This window comes from Rhodopirellula sp. UBA1907 (assembly GCF_002337565.1).
Lineage (GTDB): Bacteria > Planctomycetota > Planctomycetia > Pirellulales > Pirellulaceae > Rhodopirellula > Rhodopirellula europaea.
The window spans coordinates 103,579-128,436 of sequence record NZ_DDGH01000066.1; the positions used below are offsets into that span (position 1 = coordinate 103,579).

General features: G+C 55.9%; 23 protein-coding genes. 17 read left to right on the forward strand and 6 right to left on the reverse strand.

Translation table 11 applies throughout. The features are described from left to right. The 9 genes from B2R17_RS14690 to B2R17_RS14730 all read left to right on the forward strand — a co-directional run. A partial coding sequence (locus tag B2R17_RS14690) for a cbb3-type cytochrome c oxidase subunit II (protein ID WP_286764565.1) occupies window positions 1-567 on the forward strand: 567 nt, incomplete at its 5' end. Window positions 568-627: 60 nt separating this feature from the next. Further along, the gene (locus B2R17_RS14695) at window positions 628-804 is read left to right on the forward strand and encodes a hypothetical protein (RefSeq protein WP_007333282.1); all 177 of its coding nucleotides are present in this window, start codon (window positions 628-630) and stop codon (window positions 802-804) included. Further along, the gene (locus B2R17_RS14700) at window positions 801-1,418 is read left to right on the forward strand and encodes a cbb3-type cytochrome c oxidase N-terminal domain-containing protein (protein WP_008656367.1); all 618 of its coding nucleotides are present in this window, start codon (window positions 801-803) and stop codon (window positions 1,416-1,418) included. Before B2R17_RS14695 ends, B2R17_RS14700 begins: the two co-directional genes overlap by 4 nt. A gap of 11 nt (window positions 1,419-1,429) precedes the next feature. Then, window positions 1,430-2,947 carry a cytochrome c oxidase accessory protein CcoG gene (ccoG, locus tag B2R17_RS14705; RefSeq protein WP_286764566.1) on the forward strand — a complete coding sequence of 506 codons (1,518 nt, stop codon included), beginning with the start codon at window positions 1,430-1,432 and terminating at the stop codon, window positions 2,945-2,947. A gap of 1 nt (window position 2,948) precedes the next feature. Continuing rightward, window positions 2,949-3,482: a FixH family protein gene (locus B2R17_RS14710; RefSeq protein WP_286764567.1), complete on the forward strand. Its 534-nt coding sequence runs from the start codon at window positions 2,949-2,951 to the stop codon at window positions 3,480-3,482. 1 nt (window position 3,483) lies between these two features. After that, complete coding sequence (locus B2R17_RS14715) at window positions 3,484-4,305, forward strand: sulfite exporter TauE/SafE family protein (RefSeq protein ID WP_339887470.1); 822 nt, start codon at window positions 3,484-3,486, stop codon at window positions 4,303-4,305. Window positions 4,306-4,314: 9 nt separating this feature from the next. Next, window positions 4,315-6,816 carry a heavy metal translocating P-type ATPase metal-binding domain-containing protein gene (locus B2R17_RS14720; RefSeq protein WP_286764569.1) on the forward strand — a complete coding sequence of 834 codons (2,502 nt, stop codon included), beginning with the start codon at window positions 4,315-4,317 and terminating at the stop codon, window positions 6,814-6,816. Beyond that, on the forward strand, window positions 6,813-7,022 hold the full coding sequence (gene ccoS / locus B2R17_RS14725) for a cbb3-type cytochrome oxidase assembly protein CcoS (RefSeq protein WP_008656374.1): 210 nt from the start codon (window positions 6,813-6,815) through the stop codon (window positions 7,020-7,022). Before B2R17_RS14720 ends, ccoS begins: the two co-directional genes overlap by 4 nt. Window positions 7,023-7,065: 43 nt before the next feature. After that, a complete protein-coding gene (locus B2R17_RS14730) occupies window positions 7,066-7,830 on the forward strand; it encodes an esterase/lipase family protein (RefSeq protein WP_339887468.1) in 765 nt (254 codons plus the stop codon). A gap of 15 nt (window positions 7,831-7,845) precedes the next feature. Here B2R17_RS14730 and B2R17_RS14735 read toward each other — a convergent pair whose 3' ends face one another. Next, entirely contained in the window at window positions 7,846-9,003 is a 1,158-nt protein-coding gene (locus B2R17_RS14735) for a hypothetical protein (protein WP_286764571.1), read from the reverse strand. A gap of 277 nt (window positions 9,004-9,280) precedes the next feature. On the opposite strand from B2R17_RS14735, the gene B2R17_RS14740 reads away from it, so the two are divergent. The 6 genes from B2R17_RS14740 to B2R17_RS14765 all read left to right on the forward strand — a co-directional run bounded on the left by B2R17_RS14740 (window position 9,281) and on the right by B2R17_RS14765 (window position 15,016). Beyond that, on the forward strand, window positions 9,281-9,691 hold the full coding sequence (locus B2R17_RS14740; protein WP_007327709.1) for a nuclear calmodulin-binding protein: 411 nt from the start codon (window positions 9,281-9,283) through the stop codon (window positions 9,689-9,691). Beyond that, complete coding sequence (locus B2R17_RS14745; RefSeq protein WP_286764572.1) at window positions 9,678-11,162, forward strand: helix-turn-helix domain-containing protein; 1,485 nt, start codon at window positions 9,678-9,680, stop codon at window positions 11,160-11,162. Before B2R17_RS14740 ends, B2R17_RS14745 begins: the two co-directional genes overlap by 14 nt. Next, window positions 11,159-11,557 carry a hypothetical protein gene (locus tag B2R17_RS14750; RefSeq protein ID WP_286764573.1) on the forward strand — a complete coding sequence of 133 codons (399 nt, stop codon included), beginning with the start codon at window positions 11,159-11,161 and terminating at the stop codon, window positions 11,555-11,557. Before B2R17_RS14745 ends, B2R17_RS14750 begins: the two co-directional genes overlap by 4 nt. Before the next feature lie 22 nt (window positions 11,558-11,579). Then, window positions 11,580-12,794, forward strand: a complete 1,215-nt coding sequence (locus B2R17_RS14755; protein ID WP_286764574.1) for a GTPase — start codon at window positions 11,580-11,582, stop codon at window positions 12,792-12,794. Next, the gene (locus B2R17_RS14760) at window positions 12,791-14,053 is read left to right on the forward strand and encodes a class I SAM-dependent methyltransferase (protein WP_286764575.1); all 1,263 of its coding nucleotides are present in this window, start codon (window positions 12,791-12,793) and stop codon (window positions 14,051-14,053) included. Before B2R17_RS14755 ends, B2R17_RS14760 begins: the two co-directional genes overlap by 4 nt. Before the next feature lie 129 nt (window positions 14,054-14,182). Then, entirely contained in the window at window positions 14,183-15,016 is an 834-nt protein-coding gene (locus B2R17_RS14765; RefSeq protein ID WP_286764576.1) for a DUF4339 domain-containing protein, read from the forward strand. Window positions 15,017-15,070: 54 nt separating this feature from the next. Here the strand turns inward: B2R17_RS14765 and mdoH are convergent, their stop codons facing one another. Together mdoH and B2R17_RS14775 are read right to left on the reverse strand one after the other, a co-directional pair. After that, window positions 15,071-17,116 carry a glucans biosynthesis glucosyltransferase MdoH gene (mdoH, locus tag B2R17_RS14770; RefSeq protein ID WP_286764577.1) on the reverse strand — a complete coding sequence of 682 codons (2,046 nt, stop codon included), beginning with the start codon at window positions 17,114-17,116 and terminating at the stop codon, window positions 15,071-15,073. Further along, entirely contained in the window at window positions 17,106-17,567 is a 462-nt protein-coding gene (locus tag B2R17_RS14775) for a hypothetical protein (RefSeq protein ID WP_008662863.1), read from the reverse strand. Before B2R17_RS14775 ends, mdoH begins: the two co-directional genes overlap by 11 nt. A 571-nt stretch (window positions 17,568-18,138) precedes the next feature. Between B2R17_RS14775 and B2R17_RS14780 the strand changes: the two genes are divergently transcribed. Together B2R17_RS14780 and B2R17_RS14785 are read left to right on the forward strand one after the other, a co-directional pair. Continuing rightward, entirely contained in the window at window positions 18,139-19,491 is a 1,353-nt protein-coding gene (locus B2R17_RS14780) for a glucoamylase family protein (RefSeq protein ID WP_286764578.1), read from the forward strand. A gap of 94 nt (window positions 19,492-19,585) precedes the next feature. Next, window positions 19,586-21,349, forward strand: coding sequence for a glucan biosynthesis protein (locus B2R17_RS14785; protein WP_286764579.1), 1,764 nt, complete (start codon window positions 19,586-19,588; stop codon window positions 21,347-21,349). A gap of 38 nt (window positions 21,350-21,387) precedes the next feature. Here the strand turns inward: B2R17_RS14785 and B2R17_RS14790 are convergent, their stop codons facing one another. From B2R17_RS14790 to B2R17_RS14800, 3 genes are all read right to left on the reverse strand, one after another. Then, window positions 21,388-22,713 carry a redoxin domain-containing protein gene (locus B2R17_RS14790; protein WP_286764580.1) on the reverse strand — a complete coding sequence of 442 codons (1,326 nt, stop codon included), beginning with the start codon at window positions 22,711-22,713 and terminating at the stop codon, window positions 21,388-21,390. Window positions 22,714-22,765: 52 nt separating this feature from the next. Continuing rightward, a complete protein-coding gene (locus tag B2R17_RS14795) occupies window positions 22,766-23,755 on the reverse strand; it encodes a sugar phosphate isomerase/epimerase family protein (RefSeq protein WP_039961764.1) in 990 nt (329 codons plus the stop codon). Between the two features lie 185 nt (window positions 23,756-23,940). Continuing rightward, the gene (locus B2R17_RS14800; RefSeq protein ID WP_286764581.1) at window positions 23,941-24,846 is read right to left on the reverse strand and encodes a rhomboid family intramembrane serine protease; all 906 of its coding nucleotides are present in this window, start codon (window positions 24,844-24,846) and stop codon (window positions 23,941-23,943) included. Between the last annotated feature and the right edge of the window lie 12 nt (window positions 24,847-24,858).

Genomic DNA, 24,858 nt, shown 5'->3' on the forward strand with positions numbered 1-24,858 from the left:
AACTGCCACTCGCAAATGATTCGTCCAATCGTCTCGGAAACGAAACGCTATGGCGAGTACAGCAAACCAGGCGAGTTCATCTACGACCGTCCGTTCCAGTGGGGCAGCCGCCGCATCGGTCCCGACTTGGCTCGTGAAGGTGGTAAGCAGAGCAGTTTCTGGCATTGGACTCACTTCGAAAACCCAGAAAACGTTTCTCCGGGAAGCGTGATGCCCGACTATGGGCATCTCCTAACCGAGGACATGAACTACGACGCGATTGCTCCACACGTCAGAGTCGCGGCCTATCTGGGCGCGGAGTATACCGACGAGGAGCTGAACAACACCGCCGAAGTTGCTTACAAGCAAGCGGAATACATCGCGGCAGACATTGTCGCGCAGGGTGGACCCGCGAAAGCTTACGAAAAGCAAGCGGTCGCACTGATTGCCTACCTGCAACGCGTCGGCGTGGACTTGTTCGCGACGGAAGAACCGGCCGCGGAAGAATCCGCTGAACCTGCGGTTGAAGAAGCGGCCCAAGCCGAAAATGGTGACGGACCAAACCAAGACGCTTTCGTGGTGAACTAGCACCACCACGAAACGTCAATTGTTCCCGAAGCCTCTCCAAAACTTTCCTGTGAGAACGACATGATCCGAGATCTAGTCAGCGCTCTCGATTATTCATCGTTTGCCGAATTGGCACTCGCTCTGTTTGTCATCGCTTTTGCCACGATGACTTACGGAACACTCCGACTTTCCAAGAATGCAACTGATCGATTCGCATCGATTCCACTGAGCGACGAAGTGGAGGACCCACGACCATGAGCCAAGTGACAGAATACGACAACGCTCCAAAGACCGATCACGCATACGACGGGATCGAGGAATTCGACAATCCATTGCCAGGTTGGTGGAAGTGGTTGTTTGTTGCTTCGATCCTCTTCAGCCCGTTTTATTTCCTGTTCTATCACGGCGGAGCGGCCGGACGTTCGGTGGAAGATCAGTACGGGATCGCGTTGGCTGAAAACACCCGTTTGCAATTCGCGGAAATCGGCGACTTGAATCCCGACGAAGCGACACTGGCCAGCTACATGAACAAACCCAACTGGGTTCGTGTTGGTCAATCTGTTTTTAAAGCCAACTGCATCTCTTGCCACGGTCGCGAAGGCGAAGGGCAGGTCGGTCCAAACCTGACCGACGAATACTACAAGAACGTGAAGAACATCGAAGACATCGCCAAGGTCATCATCAATGGTGCCGGTGGCGGAGCGATGCCGAAATGGTCGGATCGTCTGCATCCCAATGAGATTGTGCTGGTTTCCGCGTACGTCGCGACACTGCGTGGCCAGAACATCGAAAGCAATCGAGGTCCGGAAGGCAAGACAATTCCGCCGTGGCCTGAACCTGTTGAAGACGAACCCGAAACCCCCGAAGAATAAGATTCAATCCAATGTCCACCCGAACATCGTTGCCTCTGTTCTCGCCTTCGCCTTGCAAGGTGTGCTATGCGGCGGATCGCGATGGGACATCGGGTGGAACGGGTGCGTCTGAAAACAACGATGCGTTGCTCAAACCAGACGAGCACGTGCTGAGCACGCTGGAAGCCGATGGCAGCCGCCGTTGGCTTCGGCCAAAGTTGTCGATGGGCCAATGGTGGAAGCGCCGCCGTGTGACCGCTTACATCTTGATGGTGGTCTTCGTTGCTATCCCACATTTGAGGATTGCAGGAAAACCTCTGATTTTGCTCGACATCGCCGCCCGTGAATTCACGGTGCTGGGCAAAACCTTTTATCCCACCGACACGCTGGTGCTGGCGTTGTTCATGCTCAGTGTCTTCGTGAGCATCGTCTTGATCACCGCGATCACCGGGCGCGCGTGGTGCGGCTGGGCGTGCCCACAAACCGTCTACATGGAGTTCTTGTTCCGCCCCATCGATCGCTTCTTCGATGGCACGGTTGGCAAAGGTGGCAAGCCCGCTCGCGGAATCAGTCCGGTTTGGCAAATTGCTCGCTTTGGCGTCTACCTCGTCCTCTGCATGTTTTTGGCTCACACGTTTCTGGCCTACTTTGTGGGCACCGAGAAACTGGCTCAGTGGGTCCGAAGTTCACCGATCGATCATCCGTCGGCGTTCCTCGTCATGGCGGGCACAACGGGATTGATGCTATTCGACTTTCTGTTCTTCCGAGAGCAACTGTGTCTCATCGCGTGCCCTTACGGACGTTTTCAATCGGTCATGCTCGACGAGCAATCCAAGATCGTTGCCTATGACCCGGTACGTGGTGAGCCTCGCATCAAAGGAAAACGAACGCACGATGATGAACGCGGCGTGGATCTCGTCCGCGGAAAAGCTGCCGGCGATTGTGTCGATTGTCATCAATGCGTCGTCGTCTGCCCAACCGGAATTGACATTCGCGACGGATTGCAAATGGAGTGCGTCAATTGCACTCAGTGCATCGACGCGTGCGATGACGTGATGGAAAAAGTCGGCAAACCGAAGGGTTTGATTCGCTTCAGTTCACAAGACGCCATCGCTCGCAAACCGAAGAAATTGCTGCGTGCTCGAACGATCATTTACCCAATCGTTTTAGTTGGAGTCTTCTCTGGCCTTGCCATGGCGATCTCCAGCAAGAGCGGGTTTGACGCAAGGATTCTTCGCGGACGTGGGGCTCCTTATTCGCTGCTTGGTGCCAAGGAAGTTTCCAACGCATTCAATCTGCGTTTGGTCAATCGTACCGAGATCGCTCAGACGTATGAATTGTCAACAAACGACTCGAGTGTTGAGGTCGAGATCATTGACACCGACGCCCAACACCTTGAACCAGCCGAATCGAAACTGCTGCCGATTCGATTGAATTTCCCTTCCTCCATGACCATGGGCGACGGCAACGAATCGATCGAACTGACAGTCAAGGATCAAAGCGGCAACGAACGCATCATCTCTATGAAGGTCCTGGGGCCACGCCGCTAATATGTCATCCCAAACCGAACTCAATCCATCCATGGAAACGCAGCAAAAGGAAGAGCGTCGCGCCAAGCGATTCTACATCTCTTTAGTTCTGTTGCTCTTCGCCATCCAAGCCACCATCCTCGGCACCGCGATCAAACTTGCGATCGGCGATCCCGCTTTGGCCGTGGTCCCGGACTACCATCAAGCTGCTTTGAATTGGGATGAGTCCTATCGGGCGTCGTTGGCGTCTGAACGCTTGGGGTGGAATGTCGATGTCATCGTCTCAGATGTCTCAGACGCAAAAGGGCAACGAGCGATCTCTGTCGAACTGCACAACCAGCAAGGCAAATCGCTGGACGATTTGCATATCGACGCGGTCGTCTATCGCCATGCGGATGCGGGTGCGTTCGAAGCGGTTGAATTGCTAAGCACGGGCGAAGGCCGTTACCTCGGGATGGCTTCGATGCCACAGCAAGGACTCTGGCAACTCGAATTGACCGTCGATGGAGCGGGGGAACCGATGACCCTTTCTCGCACACTCGAATTGGAAAATTGAGATGTGGATGTTAGCCAGTGCCGTGGTCACGGCCAGTCTATTGGGCAGCATGCACTGCGTCGGCATGTGCGGACCGCTGGCGATTTGGGCCAGCGGTGCTGGTGAGAAACAACCAAAGTCGACGGTGATTTGGTCCACGACGCTGTATCACCTCGGCCGATTGTCGACCTACGTTTTGGCTGGATTGATCGCCGGCACCATTGGCAGCTTGGTTGAAATCGGTGGCGAAACGCTCGGAATCCAATTGGCTGCCGCACGAGTGGTTGGCACGATCATGATGGCCCTGGGCATTTGGAAGCTTTGGCAAATCGTTTTCGTTCGTCGTAGCACTGCAAAACCGGTCACGCCATCTCGAATCGGTGGCGTGCTCGTCCGACTGCGGCCTCTCATTTTCAAATTGCCCGTCGCCGGACGGGCCCTCGCGATAGGCATGCTGACAACGTTGCTGCCTTGCGGATGGTTGTATCTATTTGCGTTGGTCGCGGCGGGAACGGGCCAAACACTCAATGGTGGTCTGGTGATGGCGGCGTTCTGGCTGGGAACCGTCCCCGCACTTACCGCACTCATCGCGGGCACCCAATCGCTGTCTCGCCGCTTCACCAAATTCATTCCCGCCGCAGCCGCAGCAACATTGATCATCACCGGTGGCTACACCGCCTCGGGCCGAGGCTTTGCCGACTTGAATTCATTGACTGACATTCGTGCTGATGTGGATTTGGATTTGAATGGCACCAACTCGCAGCAAACACTTTCCGAACTGACCGAGACGCCACTTCCGTGCTGCTGCGCCGAAGGCATCCCCTGCGAAACTCCGCAGGAGTGATGAGACATCATGCCATCGAATCTCGATGCGTCGAAGAATGCGGACGCTCCGTCGACGGCAGAAACGTCACTTCCCTGCGTGCACTGCGGTGAACCAACCGAGGTGCATCGCGATGCGGATCCGACGACTGTCTTTTGCTGCAACGGTTGTCGCGGTGCCTACGAGCTGATTCATGGCTGGGGCCTGGAAAGCTACTATGGATTGCGGGACCAATTGGCCGGTGGCGGACAGCCGATCGACCGCGACGGCCAACCCACTTCCGCGGATTCACTGCACGAACGATACACCGTCTTTGACCGAGCCGATTATCTGGGTGCATCCCAACCCATCGAGCAATCCGATGGAACGATGGTATGTGAGCTGGCCGTGCATGGACTGCACTGTGCCGCCTGTGCGTGGCTGATCGAAAACGTTGCCACTCGAACACCAGGTTGGCTGGATGCTCGCGTAAAGATGAGTGAGCACACGATGCGAGTTGTGTTCGATCCCAAGAAGATCTCACTCAGCCGAATCGCTCAACCGCTTGACCGGCTCGGCTACGAGTTGTCACCGCTGCCCGAACACCGTGAAGATCACTTTCGACAAGAAAACCATCGGCTGCTGATCCAGATTGCCTTCGCGGGATTCTGTGCCGCCAACGCGATGTGGATTGCCATCGCTTTGTATGCCGGCGAAGCATCGGATGTCGAAGCCGAACATTGGTCCTTTCTGCGATGGATGGGTACCGGGTTGGGATTGGCGGCGGTGCTTCTGCCCGGCCGGACGTTCTTTCAAGGTGCTTGGGCGTCGATCAAAACCCGAACACCGCACATGGACTTGCCCGTTGCATTGGGTTTGACGGTCGGAACCGTCGCGGGCGTCATTGCGGCGATCACGGGGCAGGGCGAATCCTACTTTGATTCACTGGCGGTGCTGGTTTTCTTGCTGCTAATTGGACGTTGGATTCAATTTCATCAACAGCATCGTGCCGCCAAAGCGGTCGATCTGCTGCTTCGAATCACACCTCGTCACACACAGCAAATCTTGGCAAATGATCAGACCGAACTGGTGTTGGTCGACAATTTGCGTTCCGACGATTCAGTGCGAGTGATGGCGGGACAAAGTGTTCCCGTCGACGGAGTGATCCTTGCCGGCCAATCATCGATCGATCAATCATTGCTGACCGGCGAAAGCTTGCCAGTCTCGGTACAGGAAGGCGATTCTGTTTCCGCTGGAACGGTGAACCTTCAGAGTCCATTGGACATTCGCGTGACATCGGTCGGACGCGAAAGTCGCATTGGGCAGGTCATGCAATCGGTGGAAGAGGCGGCGGCCCAGAAAACTCCGATCGTGCAACTCGCCGATTCAATCGGTGGCTACTTCGTCGTCATTGTCACTCTGCTGGCGATCGCAACGTTCTTTGCCTGGCTGGGCGATGGATTTGGCATCGCGGCTTCTCACGCGACATCATTGTTGATCGTTGCCTGCCCGTGTGCGTTGGCCTTGGCCACACCGCTGGCAATCGCGGTCGCACTGGGACGAGCGGCAAAGCGGAAGATATTGATTCGCGATGGTTCTTCGCTGCAGACATTGGCTTCCGTGGGAACCATTTGGTTCGACAAAACTGGCACTCTGACCGAAGGCAAACCACGAGCCACCTACGTCGAGGGAGATGCATCCGCGATCGCTCATGCTGCAGCAATCGAACGACACTGCGAACATCCAATCGCGATCGCGATTCAAAGGGAAGCCAGCCGACGTGATCTGACCGTTCCGACAAACGCACAACTCGGTCAAGTCCACGTCGGTGGCGTTTCTGGCAACAGCGATGGGCACGCGGTTCTGGTTGGCAGTCTGTCCTTTATGCAAGACAACCATGTTGTTCTCACGGAATCGATTCTCGCCGCATGCGAGCACTGCACCAATCAATCTGCCAGTCCCAGCATCATTGCAATTGACGGCATCGCATCATGCGTGCTCGCCATCAGCGACCCACTCAAACCCAATGTCGATCAATTCGTTGAATCGCTGAAACGACGAGGTTGGCGAGTTGGCATCCTATCCGGTGACCACCCGAAGATTGTGGCTCATGTTGCCGAGCAATTGAATCTGGATGCCGCGCAGGCACTCGGAGGTTTGTCGCCGGAGGACAAATTGCAACACGTTCGCCACCACTCAAGTGGTTCGACGATCATGGTGGGCGACGGCGCCAACGATGCTGCTGCCCTGGCGGCGGCCGATGTAGGAATCGCGGTTCGCGGTGGTGCCGAGGTCAGTCTGCAAGCCGCACCGATTTACATCGCCTCGGACAGCATGACATCCATTTCGGATCTGATTGGTGCAGCACGGCGGACACAGGCTCTAATACGAACGGCGTTCGCCGCCTCACTCAGCTACAATTTGGTGGCGGTCGCTTTGGCGATGTCGGGACGAATCAGTCCCCTCGTCGCGGCGATCTTGATGCCGATCAGTTCGGTCACCGTGCTAGCACTCACGCTGGCATGGCCCATTTTTCGCGAAAAACAATCATGAGTGTTCTGTTCATCGCTCTGCCGTTGGCCCTCCTGCTGGGTGCGGGTGGAACAATCGCCTGCATCATGTGCATTCGAGGCGGCCAGTACGACGATTTGGAATCCCCTGCCGTTCGAATTTTGATCGACGACGAGCCGAAACCAAAGCAATCGAAGGCGACGAAAACAGCCGACACCGCCCATCCTTCCCAGGATCGCACACGCTGAATTTTGAGCGAAATTTGGCTTGGTGGTGGCCGATAACAGGCTTATGAACCGCCACTTGCTCAAAATTTCAGACTCGCACGATCACGTCACCCACGACTTGGTGATCGCGACTCACGGTTTTCTTTCCAACGGAAAAAGCCTGGATCCAATCGCGGATTCACTGACCTCCGCCGGCTATGAAACCTTGGTGTGGGATTACCCCAGCTTGCGCGGTTCGATTTTGTCGCATGCCAGTCGTCTCACCGCGGTGATTCAGCAGGCCCTCGGCCGACCGGACATTGAACGAATTCACTTCGTCACGCACAGCATGGGTGGCATCATCACGAGAGCTGCCATTGCTCAATCCCGGATGGAAACGATCGCGAAAAAGCGTTGCGGTCGGTTGCTGATGATGGCACCGCCCAACCGCGGCTCCTGGCTGACGAGATTGCCACTTGGCCCGTTTGCGAACCGTTTTCCACAACTTGCGGAACTGTCCGAAAACGAGAGCAGCCTGGTCAACCAGCTGCCACGCCCTCATCGAATTGACGTGGGCGTGATCGCGGCGCAGAAAGATTGGATCGTTTCTCAGAGTGCGACCCATCTGGACGGGCAAGCCGATCACACCGTGATTCCGACTTCGCATCAGCGATTGGTTCAACACCCACTCGCCATCGAAATGACGCTTCGCTTCCTCGAGGAAGGACGTCTGCAGGCTGTTGCTGAATCCGACGCGGTGGCGATGACGATCCCGATTCGCCCGCTGACCGAGGCCGGCGACTCCGTCCAAAGCCAGCACACCGCAACCGATCGTCGGCGTGCTGCCTGATCCGCAGCGATCCGCCTACTGTTTGACGGCTTTCACTTCCGCGGACGGTTTGGGAACCGCGAAGAATGTGTTGGCACGGCGGACGCTATCGGGATCGACTTTCTCGAGCTCTTTGATCGCTTCGGCGGCTTCCGGTTTTGGGCAGGCTCGCAGGTAATTGACCGCGGGCACTCTCACCCAATTATTCTCTGCGTCTGCGGCCAAGAACAATTGTTTGATGCGATCAATCTGGCTCCAATCTTTCCAGCGAGCCAAATCGGGAATCACCAAGTCAGCCAGGTCAGGCCGGTCAAGAATGTGGTGCAGCGATTGAACCAAAGCACTGCGAGCAATCACGCCCCCCTCACTGCCGTGAAACCGGACCGCCATGATCGCAGCGTAAGTATCGGCGTAGGAAGCTTTTCTGTTTTCAAGGAACAATTCGTCGATCACGGGCAAACCTTGCTCTCCCGCGAAAGTCAAATAGCAAGCGATCAGAGCATCGAGTCCTGAACGGCTGCTCTTCTGAGTGCTTTTGAGCATTGATTCCAGCATCGGCAGGTCTTCTTGATCGCCACAGATGCCCAGCAACGTCAGATACATCCGTTTGCGATCGGGGGACATCTTGGGATCTTGAATCCAAGTGACCAAGGTGTCGTGATCCAAGGCCGATTCGATCTTTTTGATTTCATCGTAAGGTGTGGAAGCGAATTCGTCGTACGCATCCCGCGAGAGCATTGAATCTTCGTCTTGCAGGTACTCGTAGTAGAATAGCAAACGCTCCGAGGGCTCCTTGTCAGCCAACTGGGTGATTTTTTCCAGGTACTTTTCGCTCTTGGGTGTCAGCGGCAAACAAGACCACTGCATATCGCGAGGATCGACTCCGCTGAGCATAAAACGACGTCCCTTGGCCACGTCGCCAAAGTAGACCGCGGTGACCTCCTGACCGGCTTCGACAAGTTCGCCGCCTTTCAGCACGGTTTCGATTCGCATTTTGATCTGCCCGGTGTCCGCGTTGCGGGTCAGATCGCTCTGTAGCGCCGTTGCGACCACCACCGCGTCCATCACCTCCATCTCTTGCCGCAGCGTTTGAGACACGGCACTGCAGAACGGGCAGGCGGACGCGATTGGACCGGCCATCAGGGTTCCGAGCACCAACACGCCAACGAGGACACGAGTTTTCAGAGTGGTCATGAATTCACAAAAGGTGGGTGGGGGACTTGCGGGATATCGGTGACTTTTCTGTCGCCGATGCATCAGAGTCTACGTTTCAGATCGGACGGTGTTCAAACCGCCCCCAAACGAAATTCTAGCACTTGGACTAATAATCGGAAACGAAACGACTCATCCTGATCGATGGGTTGTGCCGATAACTCCGATGAAACCAGTGTGGACCACGCCACGCGGGAAAACCACGCGATCAAAAAGATCCATCGCCTAACGCGATTCATACCCGGGGGGGAATGTCGGAATGTACCAACGAGCTACCATCTTGGCCGCAGCAGCGGTCGTCTTCATTGTGGGCTTTGCCTGCGATTCTCATCACGCCGCCGCTCAGGGCTACGGTGCCCCCGTGGCAATGGGAGCCGGTGGAACCCTTCCCAACGCAATGGGTCAAATGGGCTACCAGGGCCAACGTGCCTATGGCCAAAGCTGGGGATCATCCGCCGCCAACACGGATTGGAACCGGATGTACCACTATCCCTATGTTTATTACCCCCAAAACTTCTGGGGCCAAGATTATTACAAGAGCAGCGACAGCTTGTATCATCGCTACCCAACGGAAATGAGAATTCCCGTTTACAATAAAAGCTGGCACAACTACTACCCCAGCAATCGCCGGTTCCACAAAGGGCACCACTTCATTCTTGACACGTTCTAGTCGACCGTCACGCCCCAGATCGCTCATCAAACAGCTCGATGCATCCACCGCACGCGTGTGGATCATCGACGCTGTCGGTGATCTGATTCACCTTTCGCCCGCGATGGCGGAATGGCTGGGGAAATCCACCGAGACGGACGAGTCACAGACGGTCCAGACAGTTTCCGAGCAATGGGTCGACGCGCTGCGTCCCGATCCATCGATCCGTTTTCGCGGCCATCAAACCCGACAGATCACTCTTTCAAAGCATCTCGGCGATTCCAAAGGTCTCGGCGAAAGCAACCTGAGCGACGAAGCGTTGACCGCGGTCGCGCATTGGGTATCGCTCGGCAACAGCGGCTACACGATCGGCTGCGTTGGCGAGTTTCTTCGCGACAGCGAGGTGCCGCTTTCCGATTGGCTGGGTGAAGGCGGACTTCGCCAGGAATCATTGCTTCGCGAATTGATTGCGAAGCATCAAACCTCCAACGCTCGCACCGCGGACATTTTGCTGGCCGGAGAATCTGACGCCGCGGTTTTGCTGCGTCGACGCGTCACCGCTGCAACCTCGATGCGATGTCACCTGGGCCTGTTCACGCCGACCCATTCCAGCAGCCGCGAACTGGCGTTGCGACTTCACGACACATCCGCACCTGGCGAATCACTCACGGTTGTCGATGGAGCCTTGATGGATGCCGAGCTCTTGGAAGCTTACGCGGCCCCGGCCATCCAATCGATCAATCAACACGATTCCCATCGCAGCAACGCGACGCTGCTGATCGAACGTCTCGACGAGATGCCCGACGATGCGCAGTTGAAATTGAGCCAGTGGGTGGAAGTGTTCGGCGACCACCTTCGGCTGATCGGTATGCTCGATCCTGCGAGTGTCGTCGACAACCATTTGCATCGCGGCGAACCCAATGATCCTCTGGATGCACAAATCGCCGAGCTGACTCATATGCCGCAAGCGGTCACGGGCATCGCCAAGCCACTCATGAACTTGATGCGTGCGATGCCGATCACGGTTCCTCGTTTGAAGGACCGCCGAGAAGACATCCCAACGTTGGCGTTGGCGTTGCTTCGAGAGGCACATCGATCGGGCCAACCGCAAAAACGCATGTCCGACTCTGACATGCCCCGTTTGGGTCGCGACGCGATGGACGCGTTGACACTGTATCCCTGGCCGAATGATTTTGATGAACTCGCCGAAGCGATGGTCTCCGCACTCGGTCGCGTCGTGGGAGATCGAATCGGACGTGATCATCTGCCCTTGGTCATTCGTTCCTATCGAGTCGGTCCCCGAACTGAATCGGAACAGGAACCCGAAAAAATTGAAAACAACTTCCGGATCGAATCACTGGACGAAGCCGTTCAGAAGTACGAACGCAAATTGATCGACCAAGCCATGGAAGCGTCGCAAGGCAACAAAGCCGAAGCGGCTCGTCGCTTGGGAATCAGCCGTGCTCGATTGCTGCGAAAGCTGGACGGATGAATGCCGTGAAGACCAAGCTTTGGGTGACCGGCCCCGAGACCGAACGCTGGTTCGATGCCGCGCGGGTGATGTGGAGCACCGACTTCCACCCTGAAACGCTTTCCTCGCTCGGCGACGTTCCGATTCACAAACGCAATCTTCGGTCCTCGCAACCAATCACTCCCGAAGTCATCTTGTGGGCCGGCGATCAAAACGGGATCCACGAACTGACTCAGTGGCTCCACTCCCGAACGCCTCAAGCCGACCATCGCCTTTACATCGCGGCGGGTCAATGGTCCGATGCCGAACGTTCGGTACTGCAACGATTCGGCGTTCGCCTGATCGTTTCTGAGTTGACCGATCTGATCGCTATTGAGCACGTAGTGCGAGAGTGGTCGCTTCGCATCTCAAATTGACCATTTCATCTCGCTCGCAATCATGACTTCCATCGATGAAACGACCGCAACTCGACTGACGGGCGTGGGGCTGTCCGCCGTTGCGGTGATTGGTCTTCGCGGCCCGCTCGCAATCCAGTGCGTGCGTGATTGTTTCGTTCCCGCATCGAAATCAAATCTGAACTTTTCAGCGGGACAAGTTCGTTACGGTACCTGGAAGAGCCGTCCCGACGGTCCCGGCGAGTCGATCGTCTTGTCTCCGATGGCCGATGGCAGCTTCGAGATTCACGGGCACGGCGGGGAAGCCGCGGTCAATGCAATTCTCGCTTCGCTCACCGATCGCGGAGTTCAATCGGTTGAGTCATCGACTTGGCAACGATCCGCATCGATTCTGCTATCCGAAGCGGAACAAGTCCTGCAACGCTGTGTGACCAGCCAACAAGCTGCCGTCGCGCTCGATCAAACTCGAGGGCAATTGGTCCAGTGGTGTGAGCGATGGCTTCAACGTATTGATGAAGCTTCATCGTCGGGCGAGTTGCCAGAAAAAAATGAATCGTTGCTCGATGAACTTTGCAGCGAAGCCCAAACGATTGCGACAAACGGCGAGCGTGGAGTCCGCTTGAGCGAACCTCGTCGATTGGTATTGGCGGGGCCACCGAACGTGGGCAAAAGCAGCTTGATGAATCAAATCGTCGGCTTCCGACGCAGCATCACCCACGACTCCGCCGGTACGACTCGCGACGTCTTGCAATGCGACACCGTGATCGCCGGGGTTCCGGTCCGAATGAGCGATACCGCTGGCATTCGCAAAACAAGTCACTTGACCGAGTCGAGTGCGGCGATCGAACGAGAAGGGATTCGCCGCGCCTCCGTTGCGGTCGAGTCGGCCGACCTGCTGTTGGTTGTGTGCCAGCCTTCAACGCTGATGGATTTGCAAGACTTCCGACAATCCTTGCCGGTCTCCAAATCAACCAATGTTGTGGAAGTGCTCAATAAAGCAGACCTGCTGAGCGACGACACCAAGTTGATTGCCGACAAGAACCTGCACCAAACCATCGCGAGTGTGGACGACGATCCCGGTGTCGGCAAACTGATGCAAACACTGGCTGCACATCTGACCGCGACGCTTCCACCTCGACATTCACCGGTTCCAATTTGCCAACGACAGCTCGACCTGACTAATCAACTTTGTCGGGCGGTGTCGCTCGATGACGCAGCAGCCACGCTACGACAATTGCTAACCGGAGTTGCATCGTGACCTCATCGTCGGTTGAATTGGAAGTCACGAACGACCTGCGGGAAGCGATGCGAGATTGCATCGCTGGACGAGTGCACTCGCCGGTGATGCAGACGCTTTCGAGTGGAACGAAGGCGATCCTGAAAGACATCGCGGGTTTGCAAACTCGAGCGGTCGCCACACTCGGTCCTCCCAAACGGGAAGGTGAATCATGGTGGGTGACTCGGCGAGCGATCCAACAATCCACCACGCTGCGAGTCGCAGAACTCAAAGCGACTTGGTTCGGCGATCAACCGGTAACGGACATTTGCTGTGGCATTGGAGGTGACCTGATCGCTTTGGCTCGTCGGGGACCGGCAACCGGGATCGACGCAAACCAATCGGTACTATCGTTCACCGCCGCGAATTTGGTCACCGCCGATGTCGCCGCGAATTTGCGTCGGATGGATGTGATGGAGTCGGAACCAGCTGAGGTTGTCGATGGCTCGAAGTGGATTCACATCGATCCCGATCGTCGAGCCGACAATCAACGACACACCCAGCCTGATGCTTGGCTGCCAAGCTGGGAACGCACTGAGCAATTGCTTGGTCTGGTAGAAGGCGGTTTGGTGAAGATGGCTCCCGCGACGACACTCGATTCATCTGTTGCGCTGTCTTGTCATCTGATGTGGATCTCATCCGGCGGTAGCGTTCGCGAACAAACCGCGATCTGGGGCACACTTCCAACGCCGCCCGAAATTTCAACCGATGAAACCAACTGGCAGATTGGTGGACGATCCGCGGTGGTTCTAAAGCATGACTCCGCCCACCGTTTCGCTTCTGGTTCGGATGACGGGACTGAATCCGCACCGTCCACATCTTCGGTTGAAAGCTGGATGATTGATCCGGATGGAGCCATCCGCGCGGCAGGCCTGACGGACCATTTCGCACGTCGTCATCAAGCGAAGACGCTGGGCGGACCGTCTGGATTTCTGACGGCCGACTGGAATGCAACGGACTTTGAAAACCTGCCCTGCCAAGCATCCATCCACGAACTCGCCACGATCGCGAAAATTCGCGATCGAATGTCCTGTGACGATCGGGCGTTGCGAAGGTACTTTCGGAAAGCGAAGTCTTATCCGGAGATCATCAAGGTTCGCGGGGTCGACATCGACCCCGCCAAACTGGGAAAAAAGCTTCGTGAATGCGGTGAGACTCCCCTGGCGTTGTGGATCGGTCGGAACGGCAAAAAGACCTACGCCGTCGTGACGGACTTGCCACAGCAGGCCCCCACTTTCTAGCGGGAAGACTCAGCCCAAATTCCGTTGAGCGGTCGTTCGCACGAGCAATCAGGTTTCAATTATAGTGGTGCGGTTGAGATCGATTGATCTCGCCTACTCTCTTCTCTTCTCGATTCGGACCACGGTGTTATGGGCGTTCGTTTTGCTTGCCATGCGTGTGGGAAGCGACTGAACATCAAGAACGAACTCGCCGGACGCCAGGGTGTTTGCCCAGCGTGCTCGGTACGCTTTCGCATACCGACGGAGGACCGCCCGCAGTCGATCGCCATCGAAGAAGAATCATCGGCCAGCCACCCGGCGGATGTTCCTGACGAGCAAGATCAGAACGACGTGCTCGATTCGTCGGACCAGACCCCCAGTGGCGATGTAGCGGACTCTGACTCCGAATCGTCAGCCAGTACCTACGCGGCGACCGCAGCCGGCGGACCAACGACGATTGAACGTCCCAAGGTCGAGAAAAAAACAAAACCCACGCCTGAGAAGAAGCCGGCCGCTCCAGCCTCAGCCGAGCCGACCACTCCCGAAGAGATCCTGGGTGATTCAACCGCGGTTTGGTATGTCCGTCCTCCGAGCGGCGGCCAATACGGTCCCGCCGATGGTCCGACGATGAAACAATGGATCACCGAAGGCCGCATCGCCGATTCGGCAATGCTGTGGCGAGATGGTTGGCCGGATTGGAAATCAGCCGGCGAGATTTTGCGTCAGTTGAATCACAAAGGCCCAACGAGTGCCGCTCAACCGGGGCCCAAACCCATCCTGGCGACACCCGGCAACGCGCACCTGGTCGATAGCAGACTGGTCGACGCTCCCGCCGATCGTGACAAAGTCGCAATTCTTAACCGAGGCGGCCCGCTCGAATCCAGCAAACGCAAACGGTCTCGAAAACGAATCGCCGCGACGGTTTCGTTGATCCTGTTGCTGGTGGTTTTGGTAGCCGCTTTGGCCTACGTCATCACGCGTTGATGTGGGAGCTGGCTGGTGATTGAACCAGCCAATCCGTCCTACACAACTGCGAATTCAGCCGGCCGCCGCGGCCAGACGTTTCGGACACGAGTGTGCTTGAACGTGCAGCTCTCGCAGCAGGTCAATGTCACTCAGCAGGGCACGTCGCAGTTCCATCGGAATCTTGGACACATCAACGCCACGCGATTCCTCTTTGCCCATCTGCAAACGCTGACTGGCATCTCGAACCTGGTTCCGTTCGCTATCCGTCATCGGATGTTCCGCATGACTGGCCCGCAACACACCGTGATGGGTGTGGAAGTAAGTCGGACTGTCGATCAATTGCTCCAGCATTGAAGACTTTGGCAAAACAGACCATTTCTGCTGCGAGTTCAACATGGCTTGTTCGTAGAGCTCATAGACCTCGGGAACGCATGTTTCTTGAGGAATCAGCAGCAATCGCAACTTCGCCATCGCGTTGCCGATGCCACGACTCGCCATCGCCATCGCGAGCGGTACGGCCAAGATCAAACCTGCAGTGATTGGCAGGAACCACACCGCCCATGATCGAGCGAACGTGAACACGGCTGCTGTGATCACCAACCCCAGAACAGTCAAACTGCCGTAGTCCCGAATGGCCTGCAACATCGGGACACCATGTTCACCACGTTGTTGCGACGACCATTTGACCTTGCGACCACGCAGCGTCGAAACAACAAATCGAGTGTGCATGATGGCCATGATCGGCGAGAGCAAGATCGATAAAACGATCTCCAACAAAACGCTAACCAGCATCGCGATTGCGCCGCCAAACCGCGACGCTTGCCCGCGAACGACCACGTTGAAGTAGCCATAAAACTTTGGGATCAGCAGCATTGCCATTGCGGTGATGAACAATCCCAGCTGCATCGCGGTTGGCGAAATGGCGTCCAACAGTTCCAGCTCGGTGGCTCCTCGGTTTTCGAGTGCCCAACTGGCAACGCACAAACACGTGAACAAGATCCATAGCGGTGAACTGGCATAGGCCAAAACACCACTGAAAAAGTGCAGACGACTGACCGGATGAAAGCCTTCACTGAGCAGCAATCGACTGTGCTGCAAGTTGCCTTGGCACCAACGCTGATCGCGTTGCGCATAGTCCGTCAGTGTTGTGGGGCACTCCTCGTAACTTCCGCCAAGGTCGTTGGCCAAGCGGACCTTCCAGCCTCGACGGACCAACAACGACGCTTCAACGAAATCGTGCGACAGGATCTCTCCGCCCAAAGGAGCTTGTCCAGGCAACACCGGCAGATCGCAGCAATCGCAAAACGCTTCGACGCGAATGATTGCATTGTGCCCCCAGTAGTTTCCTTGTTCCGCCGCCCAAGCGTCGAAGCCCTCGCAGAACACGGGACCGTAAGCCGCGGCAGCAAACTGTTGCATGCGCGCGAACCACGACTGTCGCCCGATCGGCGTCGGTGGAACTTGCAAGATTCCAAGTCGATCATCGGCTCGCATCCGCCGCACCATCTCGATCATCGTGTCGGGTTCGAGCAGACTGTCGGCATCCAAGACAATCATGAAAGGATACGGGTCCGACCAACGTCGACAGAAATCCGCAATATTCCCCGCTTTGCGAGCCACATTTTCGCGGCGATGGCGGTAGTAGACGTTGCACGATGTCGAAATTTGCTCTTCCAAGCGATCCATCAGTTGAGACCAAGCCAGCTCTTCCGCGAGCCAGACCTCGGAATCATTCGTGTCGCTGAGAACAAAGAAATCGAATCGCTGATCCGGCCCCAAGCTACGGACCATCGCTTCCACTCTCGCGAAAACGTCCATGGGGGATTCGTTGTAGACCGGTACCAACACCGCTGTCGGCGGTTCATCGCCGGTGGATGATTCCGTTCCTTCTGTGGTCGGTCGTCGACGAAGCAAACGGACGAAGCCCAACGTCGCGACAACGAACGAGAATGCGATCCATCCAAACAGCAGGGCGAACAATGGAACGCTCAACCATTCCAACCACCCGCGACCATTCGCCGACATCGAGACCACATAAACGGACGTGCCAGCCATCGCGATCACCAATGTGATCACTGCGATCAACCAGCGTGTTCGCTTGGTGCTCTTACTGACCATCGGTCATTGCCTCAGGTTGTGGCGAATTGCCTTTTCCATCAACCAACCCAAACATCGCAAGGACCGGTTGCTGAATATGACGCGATGCCATCTGCATCCACCACTGCGGTCGCAATGGACCGATCAACGGTGGCGTCTCGTTGTGACGCAGCGTCCGAGCTCCCGATCGCGGGATCACTCGGCGACGTTGGCTGACTTCCACTTCGTTTTCACTTGGTTGAAAGAACAACTCATCCATCGCCGCTTCCAACGTCACCCGGGGAAGCCGCGGATCGTTGGCCTCAGTCGCATCGTGTGATTCTTCGGTGTCACCCGAGTCGACTCGCAAACGCTGTTTGGCGAGTCCCACGAAATAGTGAGATTGGTCACGAACGCTGTCGGGATGATGGTGCCCGCAGCGATGCAAATAGTCCGCAATCACAGACAGAGAAAGGTCGTTGAGAGTGTTCATCGGAAGAGCCTGAAAAGAAAAGGGGCCAGTCGAATGAGTGGCGAGTGGGCTTCACGTGATGTCAAACCAAACGGTCAAAGCATCGACGTTCACCACCACCAGGGTTTATCAAATCCCGCGCCAGAAATTTCCGCCGCGCCCGCAAATTTCGCCGGAAAGCAACTAAGGGAGTTTCGACCGGCTCACTGGGCGTGCTAAGCATCGCATCACCTCCCTCATTGGAATGAGAAAGCAACGTGAATTTCTTGCGGTTGGATGAGGTGATGAATCCGCGTGCAGATCGGAGCCTGCTGAACGATTTGCTGCCAAATTTGGACGCAGCGATGCCGAGTTGGCGGCATCAACTCAGAATTTCGATCACGACTCGTACGATGGTTGAAAATCGCATCCTGAGCTTGCGACAACACCTACGCGAAACTAGCATCCCTAATCGACAAACAAAGTCGCCCATTGGACCGTAGAAGAGTTTGCCCCCGCCTCCTTGGCAACTCGTCCCAATACGGAGTCCCTGCTGCGTTGTCGCAGTGATGGTCGACAACCTGCCAACACCCCGCCTTTTGGATTCGTCAGCATGAAGCGACGTATGCTTCTCTCAGCCTTCGCTGCCGCGCCCTTGCTCGCTGCGCATCGTCTTCGTGGAGACGGAGACTTCTCAATGGTCTCCGCTGGTTCGCGATCGACCATGGAGGATCTGATGATGAACGAAAACTCTTACCCATTCTTGGATGATTTGCGTCGCCGGTGCTACCTGTATTTTGAGGAAGCCGCTGACCCGCAAACCGGACTAATCGCCGACCGAGGCCACGCTGACGGAAGTTCGTTCAGCACCTACGCCAGTTCTGCTGGCTGCGGATTCGGATTGGCCGCCCATGGAGTTGCTGCCAACAATGGCTGGATCTCCAAAGAAGAAGGTGCATCACGCGTACGCAAGATGTTGAGTTTTTTGGTCAATGAAGCCGAACATGAACGTGGTTTGGTCTACCACTTCATCGATCGAATGACTGGCCAGCGTGCTCTTGATAGTGAAGCGTCGACGATCGACACGGCTTTGTTGATCGCCGGTGCAATGCATGCTTCACAGGTGTTCCAAGACGATCGCGAATTGGTCGAGATGGCCGACACGCTGTACGAACGAGTGGATTGGCGATGGATGCTTGGCGACAACGGTTGCCTGCACATGGGGTGGCAACCCGAAGTTGGGAGACTTCCTTACCAATGGGATCGTTTCAGTGAACTGACGATTCTCGTGCTACTCGCGATTGGTGCTCCGAGCTCCGCGATTCCGCCCAGTTGTTGGAACGCGTGGCGTCGTGAGAACGTTTTGCATCATCAGGGTGAATCTTTCATCAGCTATCCCCCCTTGTTTGTGCACCAATACCCTCAGGCGTTCTTCGATTTCCGAGGTGTTGTTTCATCCGATGGACGCAACTACTGGCGGAACTCTCAGTTGGCACACTTGGCCCAAATCGAATTCCAACAATCGCTTGCTGACCAATCGCCCAAACGATTCGGCCACTACGGTGAAGATTTGTGGGGCCTGACCAGCAGCGACTCATCGAGCGGCTACCGTGATTGGGGCGGGCCCTACGAAGACGGCCAGGCTCAACCCGATCGCGGCATTGATGGAACCGTTGTGCCGAGTGCGGCGGGCGGTGGGCTGGCTATCGCTCCCGAGCAGACGATGCGGACCCTTCAGTATCAAAAGAACACATTTGGCGAATCGGTCTACGGACGTTACGGATTCGTCAACGCTTTCAACCCACGCCGTGGCTGGATTGGATCCGATGTGATCGGAATTGATACAGGCATTACCCTCCTCTCCGCATCAAACTTGCTGGAAGAAGGTGTCTGGCAACCGTTCATGCAGCACTCCGCCGCCCAACGAGCCTTCCGTTTGGCCGGTTTCCGCCCCTTGACCGCCTAGCAAGGGAACTGAGGTCAAGACGCTGGCTTCAAAGATTCACTTGGGCACGCTGAATGCGTTTCCGGAGCTAAACTGCTGCGGTGACGCCCTAGCAGTGCGACCTCCCATTCTGCATGAATTCAACGGGACCAAGTGTATGTACTTCGACGCGTGTTTTGCGAGACTCTTTTCTTTCTCCGGTCTCGCAGTATCGGTCGCCCTTCTGATCACAGCTCCCGCTGCCAACGCGGTGGATCTGATCGATGTGCGTGACTTTGAATCGCTCAGTCAACTCGCGGCCGAGCGGTCGCAGCAGGAATACGAACCGGCGCCCGAGTTGCCCGAGCCGTTGGCATCGTGGCAGTACGATGATTACATGAAGGTGAAGTATCGTTCCGAGCGTGCCACTTGGTTCGATCAAGGCTTGCCGTTTTGGTTGGAAACATTTCATCGTGGATTCGTGCAAACCGACCTGGTCGAACTGTTTACGCTCAACCCATCGCCCAGTGGCGATCCGATCAGCCAACGCATCGCCTTCAATACAAATGACTTCAGCTACGACGCACCACTGAACGCCGATGAGATTCCTCCGGCGGGTCACGCTGGGTTCCGCGTCGTGGGGCCATTTCCGAACCGGCCGGACGCTCAAGAGATGCTGAGCTTCATCGGATCCAGCTATTTCCGCGGACGCAGCGGCGACACCATTTACGGTGCCTCGGCACGTGGACTGGCAATCAACATCGCCATGATGCAGGAAGAGGAGTTCCCTGACTTCCGCGCGTTTTGGATCCAAATGCCCGCCGCGGATTCTGACCAAATCGCGATTTTAGCGTTCATGGACAGCCCCAGTTTGACCGGAGCGTATCGATTTCGATTGATTCCGGGGAACGCCGTGACACGCGTGAAAGTGCAAGCCAACGTCTACTACCGAGATCAACCCGAGAAGATCGCGTTGGCTCCGCTGACGAGCATGTGGATGTGGGGCGACGGACTGAAGGGACCTCCCAAAGACAAACGACCATCGGTTCACGACAGTGATGGGATGCTCATTCAAACAGGTCCCAACGAATGGCGTTGGAGAGCGTTTGCTCGCCAGAGTTACCCCTCGGTAACATCGACGGAAGTCGAATCGCTTCACGGATTTGGGCTGATCCAGCGAAACCGAGCCTTCTACCACTACGACGATCACAACGCACGCTACGACAAACGTCCCAGCGTTTGGATCAAACCGGATGCCCCATGGCCCAATGGACGAATTGAATTGCTCGAATTGCCGGGCGCTCATGAAGGCATCGACAATCTGGCCGCGTATTGGCTGCCTCCCAAAGACGAATCCGCCGGCGATCAGTCAGCTGACGACACGGATCCTCCGGTCGAATCAGTCGCGAATCCTGGATCAGCCGTTGCGGCGAGCGATATCGTTTCGAAGCCCGATGGTTCAACTGAACCGGTCCAACCCTCACTCGAGTTCGCATATGAAGTCAGCTTTTTCGCGGGCGATCCGCCGGAGCACAATGTGCTTGGACGAGCGACCAACTTGAGCGTGACTCGGCCTGAGGATGACGATGAACCGATCGAGATGGAAATCCGTTTTGCTGGTCCTGTTCTTCGAGGACTGCCAGCGGATCATCCCCCTTCGATTCAGTCCAACGCGATCGCTGGCGAAATCTGCGAGGAAGAATTGAAACGCACCGACGAAGGCGATTGGATCCTGCGTCTCGGCGTGACTTTGGCAGAAGACAACTCTGGCGAACGACCGGTCGAACTGTCTCTTCAGTTGATTAGTGAAGACCAACCTGTGTCCGAGACGTTCGGTTATTTGTTGCCGCCAGCCGAACCTGAGTTCGTGTACCCCGCCGTTTATACTCGGCAAGAATGATCCGTCGAAGCGAGTGTTGTGAATCGCTTCGCCCTCGGCTATTTCTCAGGCTTCTCATCCGCGGTGACGGAAGAGGCAATCCGTCCACCTTGAACCAACACTTCCAACTCGTCCGTGAATTGCTGCTTCAGTTCCGCTTCGCCGGGGAAGCCCTGATGGACCGCCTCGACGATGCCCGTGGGAGCGATCACCAACGTCAAGGGAATCGACTTCGCCGTGAACAGATCGATCAAATCGCCATCGGGATCCGACGCCACGGTCACATCCCAATCTTGTTCGCTGACGAAGCCTTTCACCAAGGATGAGCTTTCGCCGACATTCACGGCATAGAACTGCACACCTTTGTCGGCGAACTTGCGAGTTGTCTCGGCAATCACGGGCATCGCCTGCAAACACGGACCACACCAAGTCGCCCAGAAATCCAACACGACAACTTTGCCCTTCAAATCGTCGTTGCGAACGGTGGAACCATCCATCAACGTCAATGCGAATTCGGGAACAGACTTGCCCAACAACGGATGCTCGACCAGCTTCTCTGCGGCCTGCTTCTGAAATGCTTCCAATGATTCGTATTCGACCGCCTCTCGGGGTGGCGTGTATCGAAACAATTTCTCGTCGACTTCGCCGGTCACTCGCCAAGACTTGAAGTCGTACCGCAACGAATAGGCATAGCCTTGAGGCACGGCGACTTGCCCGGTCGCGATCAGCATCGGTGTGAGGTCAACCAGCAAACGAAGCGGACGAGGTTTCCCTTCGTCACTGATCCAAAGATCCCAAGTGACACCGTCTTTCTGTTGCCCACGCAAATGAATCGATTCAATGCTGCCGCGATACTTCACTTTGCCCGCGACTTCGACTGACTTCATTCCACCTAAGAACGTGACAGCAGGATCAACGCCAGCCAACGTGAGCGCCAACACAGCTTCCGGGTAAGGACCGAGATTGATCTCCGAGCGAGTCGCGAGTTCTTGGCACGATGCAACGTTTGACAATCGGAAAAACGCTTCGGGCGTGAGAGCCACGACGCCTTGCTTGCCGTCGGAATACAACCGTTTTCGATCGTCGGCAGACTTGTAATAAACGGTGTACTGATTGGGGTACTTCGAAGCGATTTGGTAAACCGAGTCCGATGTCTCAACGACTTTACCACCCATCACTGTTTCAGCGGAAAGCTCCACGGTCGCGCGTGAGACGTCGGCTTTTGAGATCCGCGAAAACAATGGCGTCAATGCTTTGCGAACATCTTCGCTGAGTTCAAACGACGGTTTGTCTTGAGCGAAGGACGTGGTGGTCGTTGCGAAAACGACAACGCAAAACATCAACGACTGAAGGGTCTTCCATGTCCCAAAACGAACACAATTCACAACGGTAGCCAATCAACTGAAGAAGCAAGACAAGGGTGGACGAGGCTGTCGATCAGGCAGGGGCATCCTTCAAGAATGCGTAGCTTTCCCGAACGCTGTCCAAAGGTGCGGGAGATTGGTCCTGCTCGACATGGCATTGATCCACGCCAATTTCGCGAGCCAATTTCATCACCGCGGGAATGTCGATGATGCCGTTGCCCAATTCCTGAAAAGCATCGTTCGGAACTTGACCTTCATCGGTGATGACCGGGGTGTCCTTTTTCAGATCTTTCAAATGCACTTGGCTGATCCGTCCCGCTAAACGACGCATCATTTCGATCGGATCACGTCCGCCGATCTTGGCCCAGAAGACATCCAGTTCAAATTCCATTTTGTGCGGGTCAAAACGCTCCACAAAAATGTCGAACGCGGTCAACTTGTTCGCCTTCTTCTCGTCATCGTTTGAGTTCGCATCCTCGGCGGCATCGCCGTTGAACGTCGCGAATTCGAACGAATGGTTGTGGTAGCACATTCGCATCCCAGCGTTGCGAGTCTGGTCGGCCGCCTTGTTGGCTCGATCCGCGATCGCACGACATTTGTCCGCCGTGTCTCGTTGATGTTTCGCGATGTAGCCGAAGACAACGTGTCGCAATCCAATCCGCTCCGCCAATTCCAAAGTGGTTTCGACTGAACCAACCCCATCCTTGTTCGGTTCCGCGATGACGTTGAAATCCATGAAGGCGCTGTGCACGATCAATCCGTTGTCGCGAGCAATCGCCGCCAGACGCACAGCTTCATCATCGATATTCATCAGCTCGACTTGACGATAGCCCGCCTCAGCGACGGCCTTCAGCGTGCCCTCGGGGTCAGCTTTCATCGCATCACGAAGCGTGTACAGCTGCAAACCGATGCGATCCATGTATGGCAGCGGCTCGCCACCTTTCGCGGTGGCTTTCTCCGCCTCTTGGGCCAAAAGATTCAAAGGTTGAGCCAACCATGCCGCCATCGCGGAAGTGGCGGTCAATTGCAATGCCGTGCGGCGATGGATCGAAGGAGTCTTCATTGGGACCGAGGTGCAAAGGTGCCAAAATGGATGTGGAACGGACGAGCAATTGAAACGGAGAACACGCCGCGAAAGATTTCGGCACATTGCATCCGTCGCGGTGCGTTCATCACAGTGCTTCGCTGCGGAAGCTCGAATCAATCAGAGGTACGCGTCCTCACGGATTGCCAGTTCGTTCGAAGAGATCAGTCCAGTTCGCGTTTTTGTCGCTGACGCCGACTGTATCTCTCCAAGGTTTTACGTTCCGAGGAAGTCAGGCTGGATTCACCTGACTCATGGATTTTAGCCAGAATTCGGTCCGCATCCTCTGCTTCCGTTCGGATTTTTTTGTCGGGATCGTGCAATTTCAGCTTCGCACGGCGCGATTTCATCCTCATTTCGTCCCTGAACTCGCCAAATCGTCTGAAATCGAGCCAATGGAACGACCACTGAAGTTGGTAGTACAAGAACCCAAAGAGTGCTCCCGCCAGGTGAACTTCGAAGGCGGTGGAGCTCGCGGAACCGAAAAGTCCGAAGGCGGAGATCAAATCAAACAGGACCAACACCGTGGCCAACACCCACGCTTTCACAGGGAAAACGAACATGAAGAGCACTTCCTGGTGGGGGAAGTAACAGGCGAAGAGAACCATCACCGCGATCACGGCACCGCTGGCCCCGATTGTCGGCACACCGATGATTTCGGGACTCAGTTGCCCCGTGTGGAACAACGAGATTGCACAGGGGTACAGCATCCCGACGATGCCACCCGCGATCACCGCGATCAAATAGAACCTGAGAAATTCCTGCCCCCCCAACCGTTGCTCCACCGGACGCCCGAAGACGAACAACAAGAACATGTTGAAGAGGATGTGCAGAATGTCTTCGGTATTGTGCAGAAACCCGTAGGTTAACGTCTGGAACCAGAGCCAGGGCCTCAACAACGATTGACCACTGATGCCAAACCAATGAATCAGCTGATCGCCAAGGACAATGTCGACCAGAAAAACCGCGACGTTGATCCCGACTAGGATCTTGATCATCGACAAGGGATTCTCGATTCGATCCCACGGTGTTCGTTCAGTGCGACTGTAGTCGCGTTCGTTCAGCCCCATTCTGGCAATCAA

What these genes read in the sequence shown, in the direction of transcription:
- B2R17_RS14715 (WP_339887470.1), top strand. Translation starts at nt 3,484, where the DNA reads ATGTGGATGTTAGCCAGTGCCGTGGTCACGGCCAGTCTATTGGGCAGC.
- B2R17_RS14710 (WP_286764567.1), top strand. Translation starts at nt 2,949, where the DNA reads ATGTCATCCCAAACCGAACTCAATCCATCCATGGAAACGCAGCAAAAG.
- B2R17_RS14755 (WP_286764574.1), top strand. Translation starts at nt 11,580, where the DNA reads ATGACTTCCATCGATGAAACGACCGCAACTCGACTGACGGGCGTGGGG.
- B2R17_RS14800 (WP_286764581.1), bottom strand. Translation starts at nt 24,846, where the DNA reads ATGGGGCTGAACGAACGCGACTACAGTCGCACTGAACGAACACCGTGG.
- B2R17_RS14695 (WP_007333282.1), top strand. Translation starts at nt 628, where the DNA reads ATGATCCGAGATCTAGTCAGCGCTCTCGATTATTCATCGTTTGCCGAA.
- B2R17_RS14735 (WP_286764571.1), bottom strand. Translation starts at nt 9,003, where the DNA reads ATGACCACTCTGAAAACTCGTGTCCTCGTTGGCGTGTTGGTGCTCGGA.
- B2R17_RS14700 (WP_008656367.1), top strand. Translation starts at nt 801, where the DNA reads ATGAGCCAAGTGACAGAATACGACAACGCTCCAAAGACCGATCACGCA.
- B2R17_RS14765 (WP_286764576.1), top strand. Translation starts at nt 14,183, where the DNA reads ATGGGCGTTCGTTTTGCTTGCCATGCGTGTGGGAAGCGACTGAACATC.
- B2R17_RS14775 (WP_008662863.1), bottom strand. Translation starts at nt 17,567, where the DNA reads ATGAACACTCTCAACGACCTTTCTCTGTCTGTGATTGCGGACTATTTG.
- B2R17_RS14795 (WP_039961764.1), bottom strand. Translation starts at nt 23,755, where the DNA reads ATGAAGACTCCTTCGATCCATCGCCGCACGGCATTGCAATTGACCGCC.
- B2R17_RS14730 (WP_339887468.1), top strand. Translation starts at nt 7,066, where the DNA reads ATGAACCGCCACTTGCTCAAAATTTCAGACTCGCACGATCACGTCACC.
- ccoG (WP_286764566.1), top strand. Translation starts at nt 1,430, where the DNA reads ATGTCCACCCGAACATCGTTGCCTCTGTTCTCGCCTTCGCCTTGCAAG.
- ccoS (WP_008656374.1), top strand. Translation starts at nt 6,813, where the DNA reads ATGAGTGTTCTGTTCATCGCTCTGCCGTTGGCCCTCCTGCTGGGTGCG.
- B2R17_RS14740 (WP_007327709.1), top strand. Translation starts at nt 9,281, where the DNA reads ATGTACCAACGAGCTACCATCTTGGCCGCAGCAGCGGTCGTCTTCATT.
- B2R17_RS14750 (WP_286764573.1), top strand. Translation starts at nt 11,159, where the DNA reads ATGAATGCCGTGAAGACCAAGCTTTGGGTGACCGGCCCCGAGACCGAA.
- mdoH (WP_286764577.1), bottom strand. Translation starts at nt 17,116, where the DNA reads ATGGTCAGTAAGAGCACCAAGCGAACACGCTGGTTGATCGCAGTGATC.
- B2R17_RS14780 (WP_286764578.1), top strand. Translation starts at nt 18,139, where the DNA reads ATGAAGCGACGTATGCTTCTCTCAGCCTTCGCTGCCGCGCCCTTGCTC.
- B2R17_RS14720 (WP_286764569.1), top strand. Translation starts at nt 4,315, where the DNA reads ATGCCATCGAATCTCGATGCGTCGAAGAATGCGGACGCTCCGTCGACG.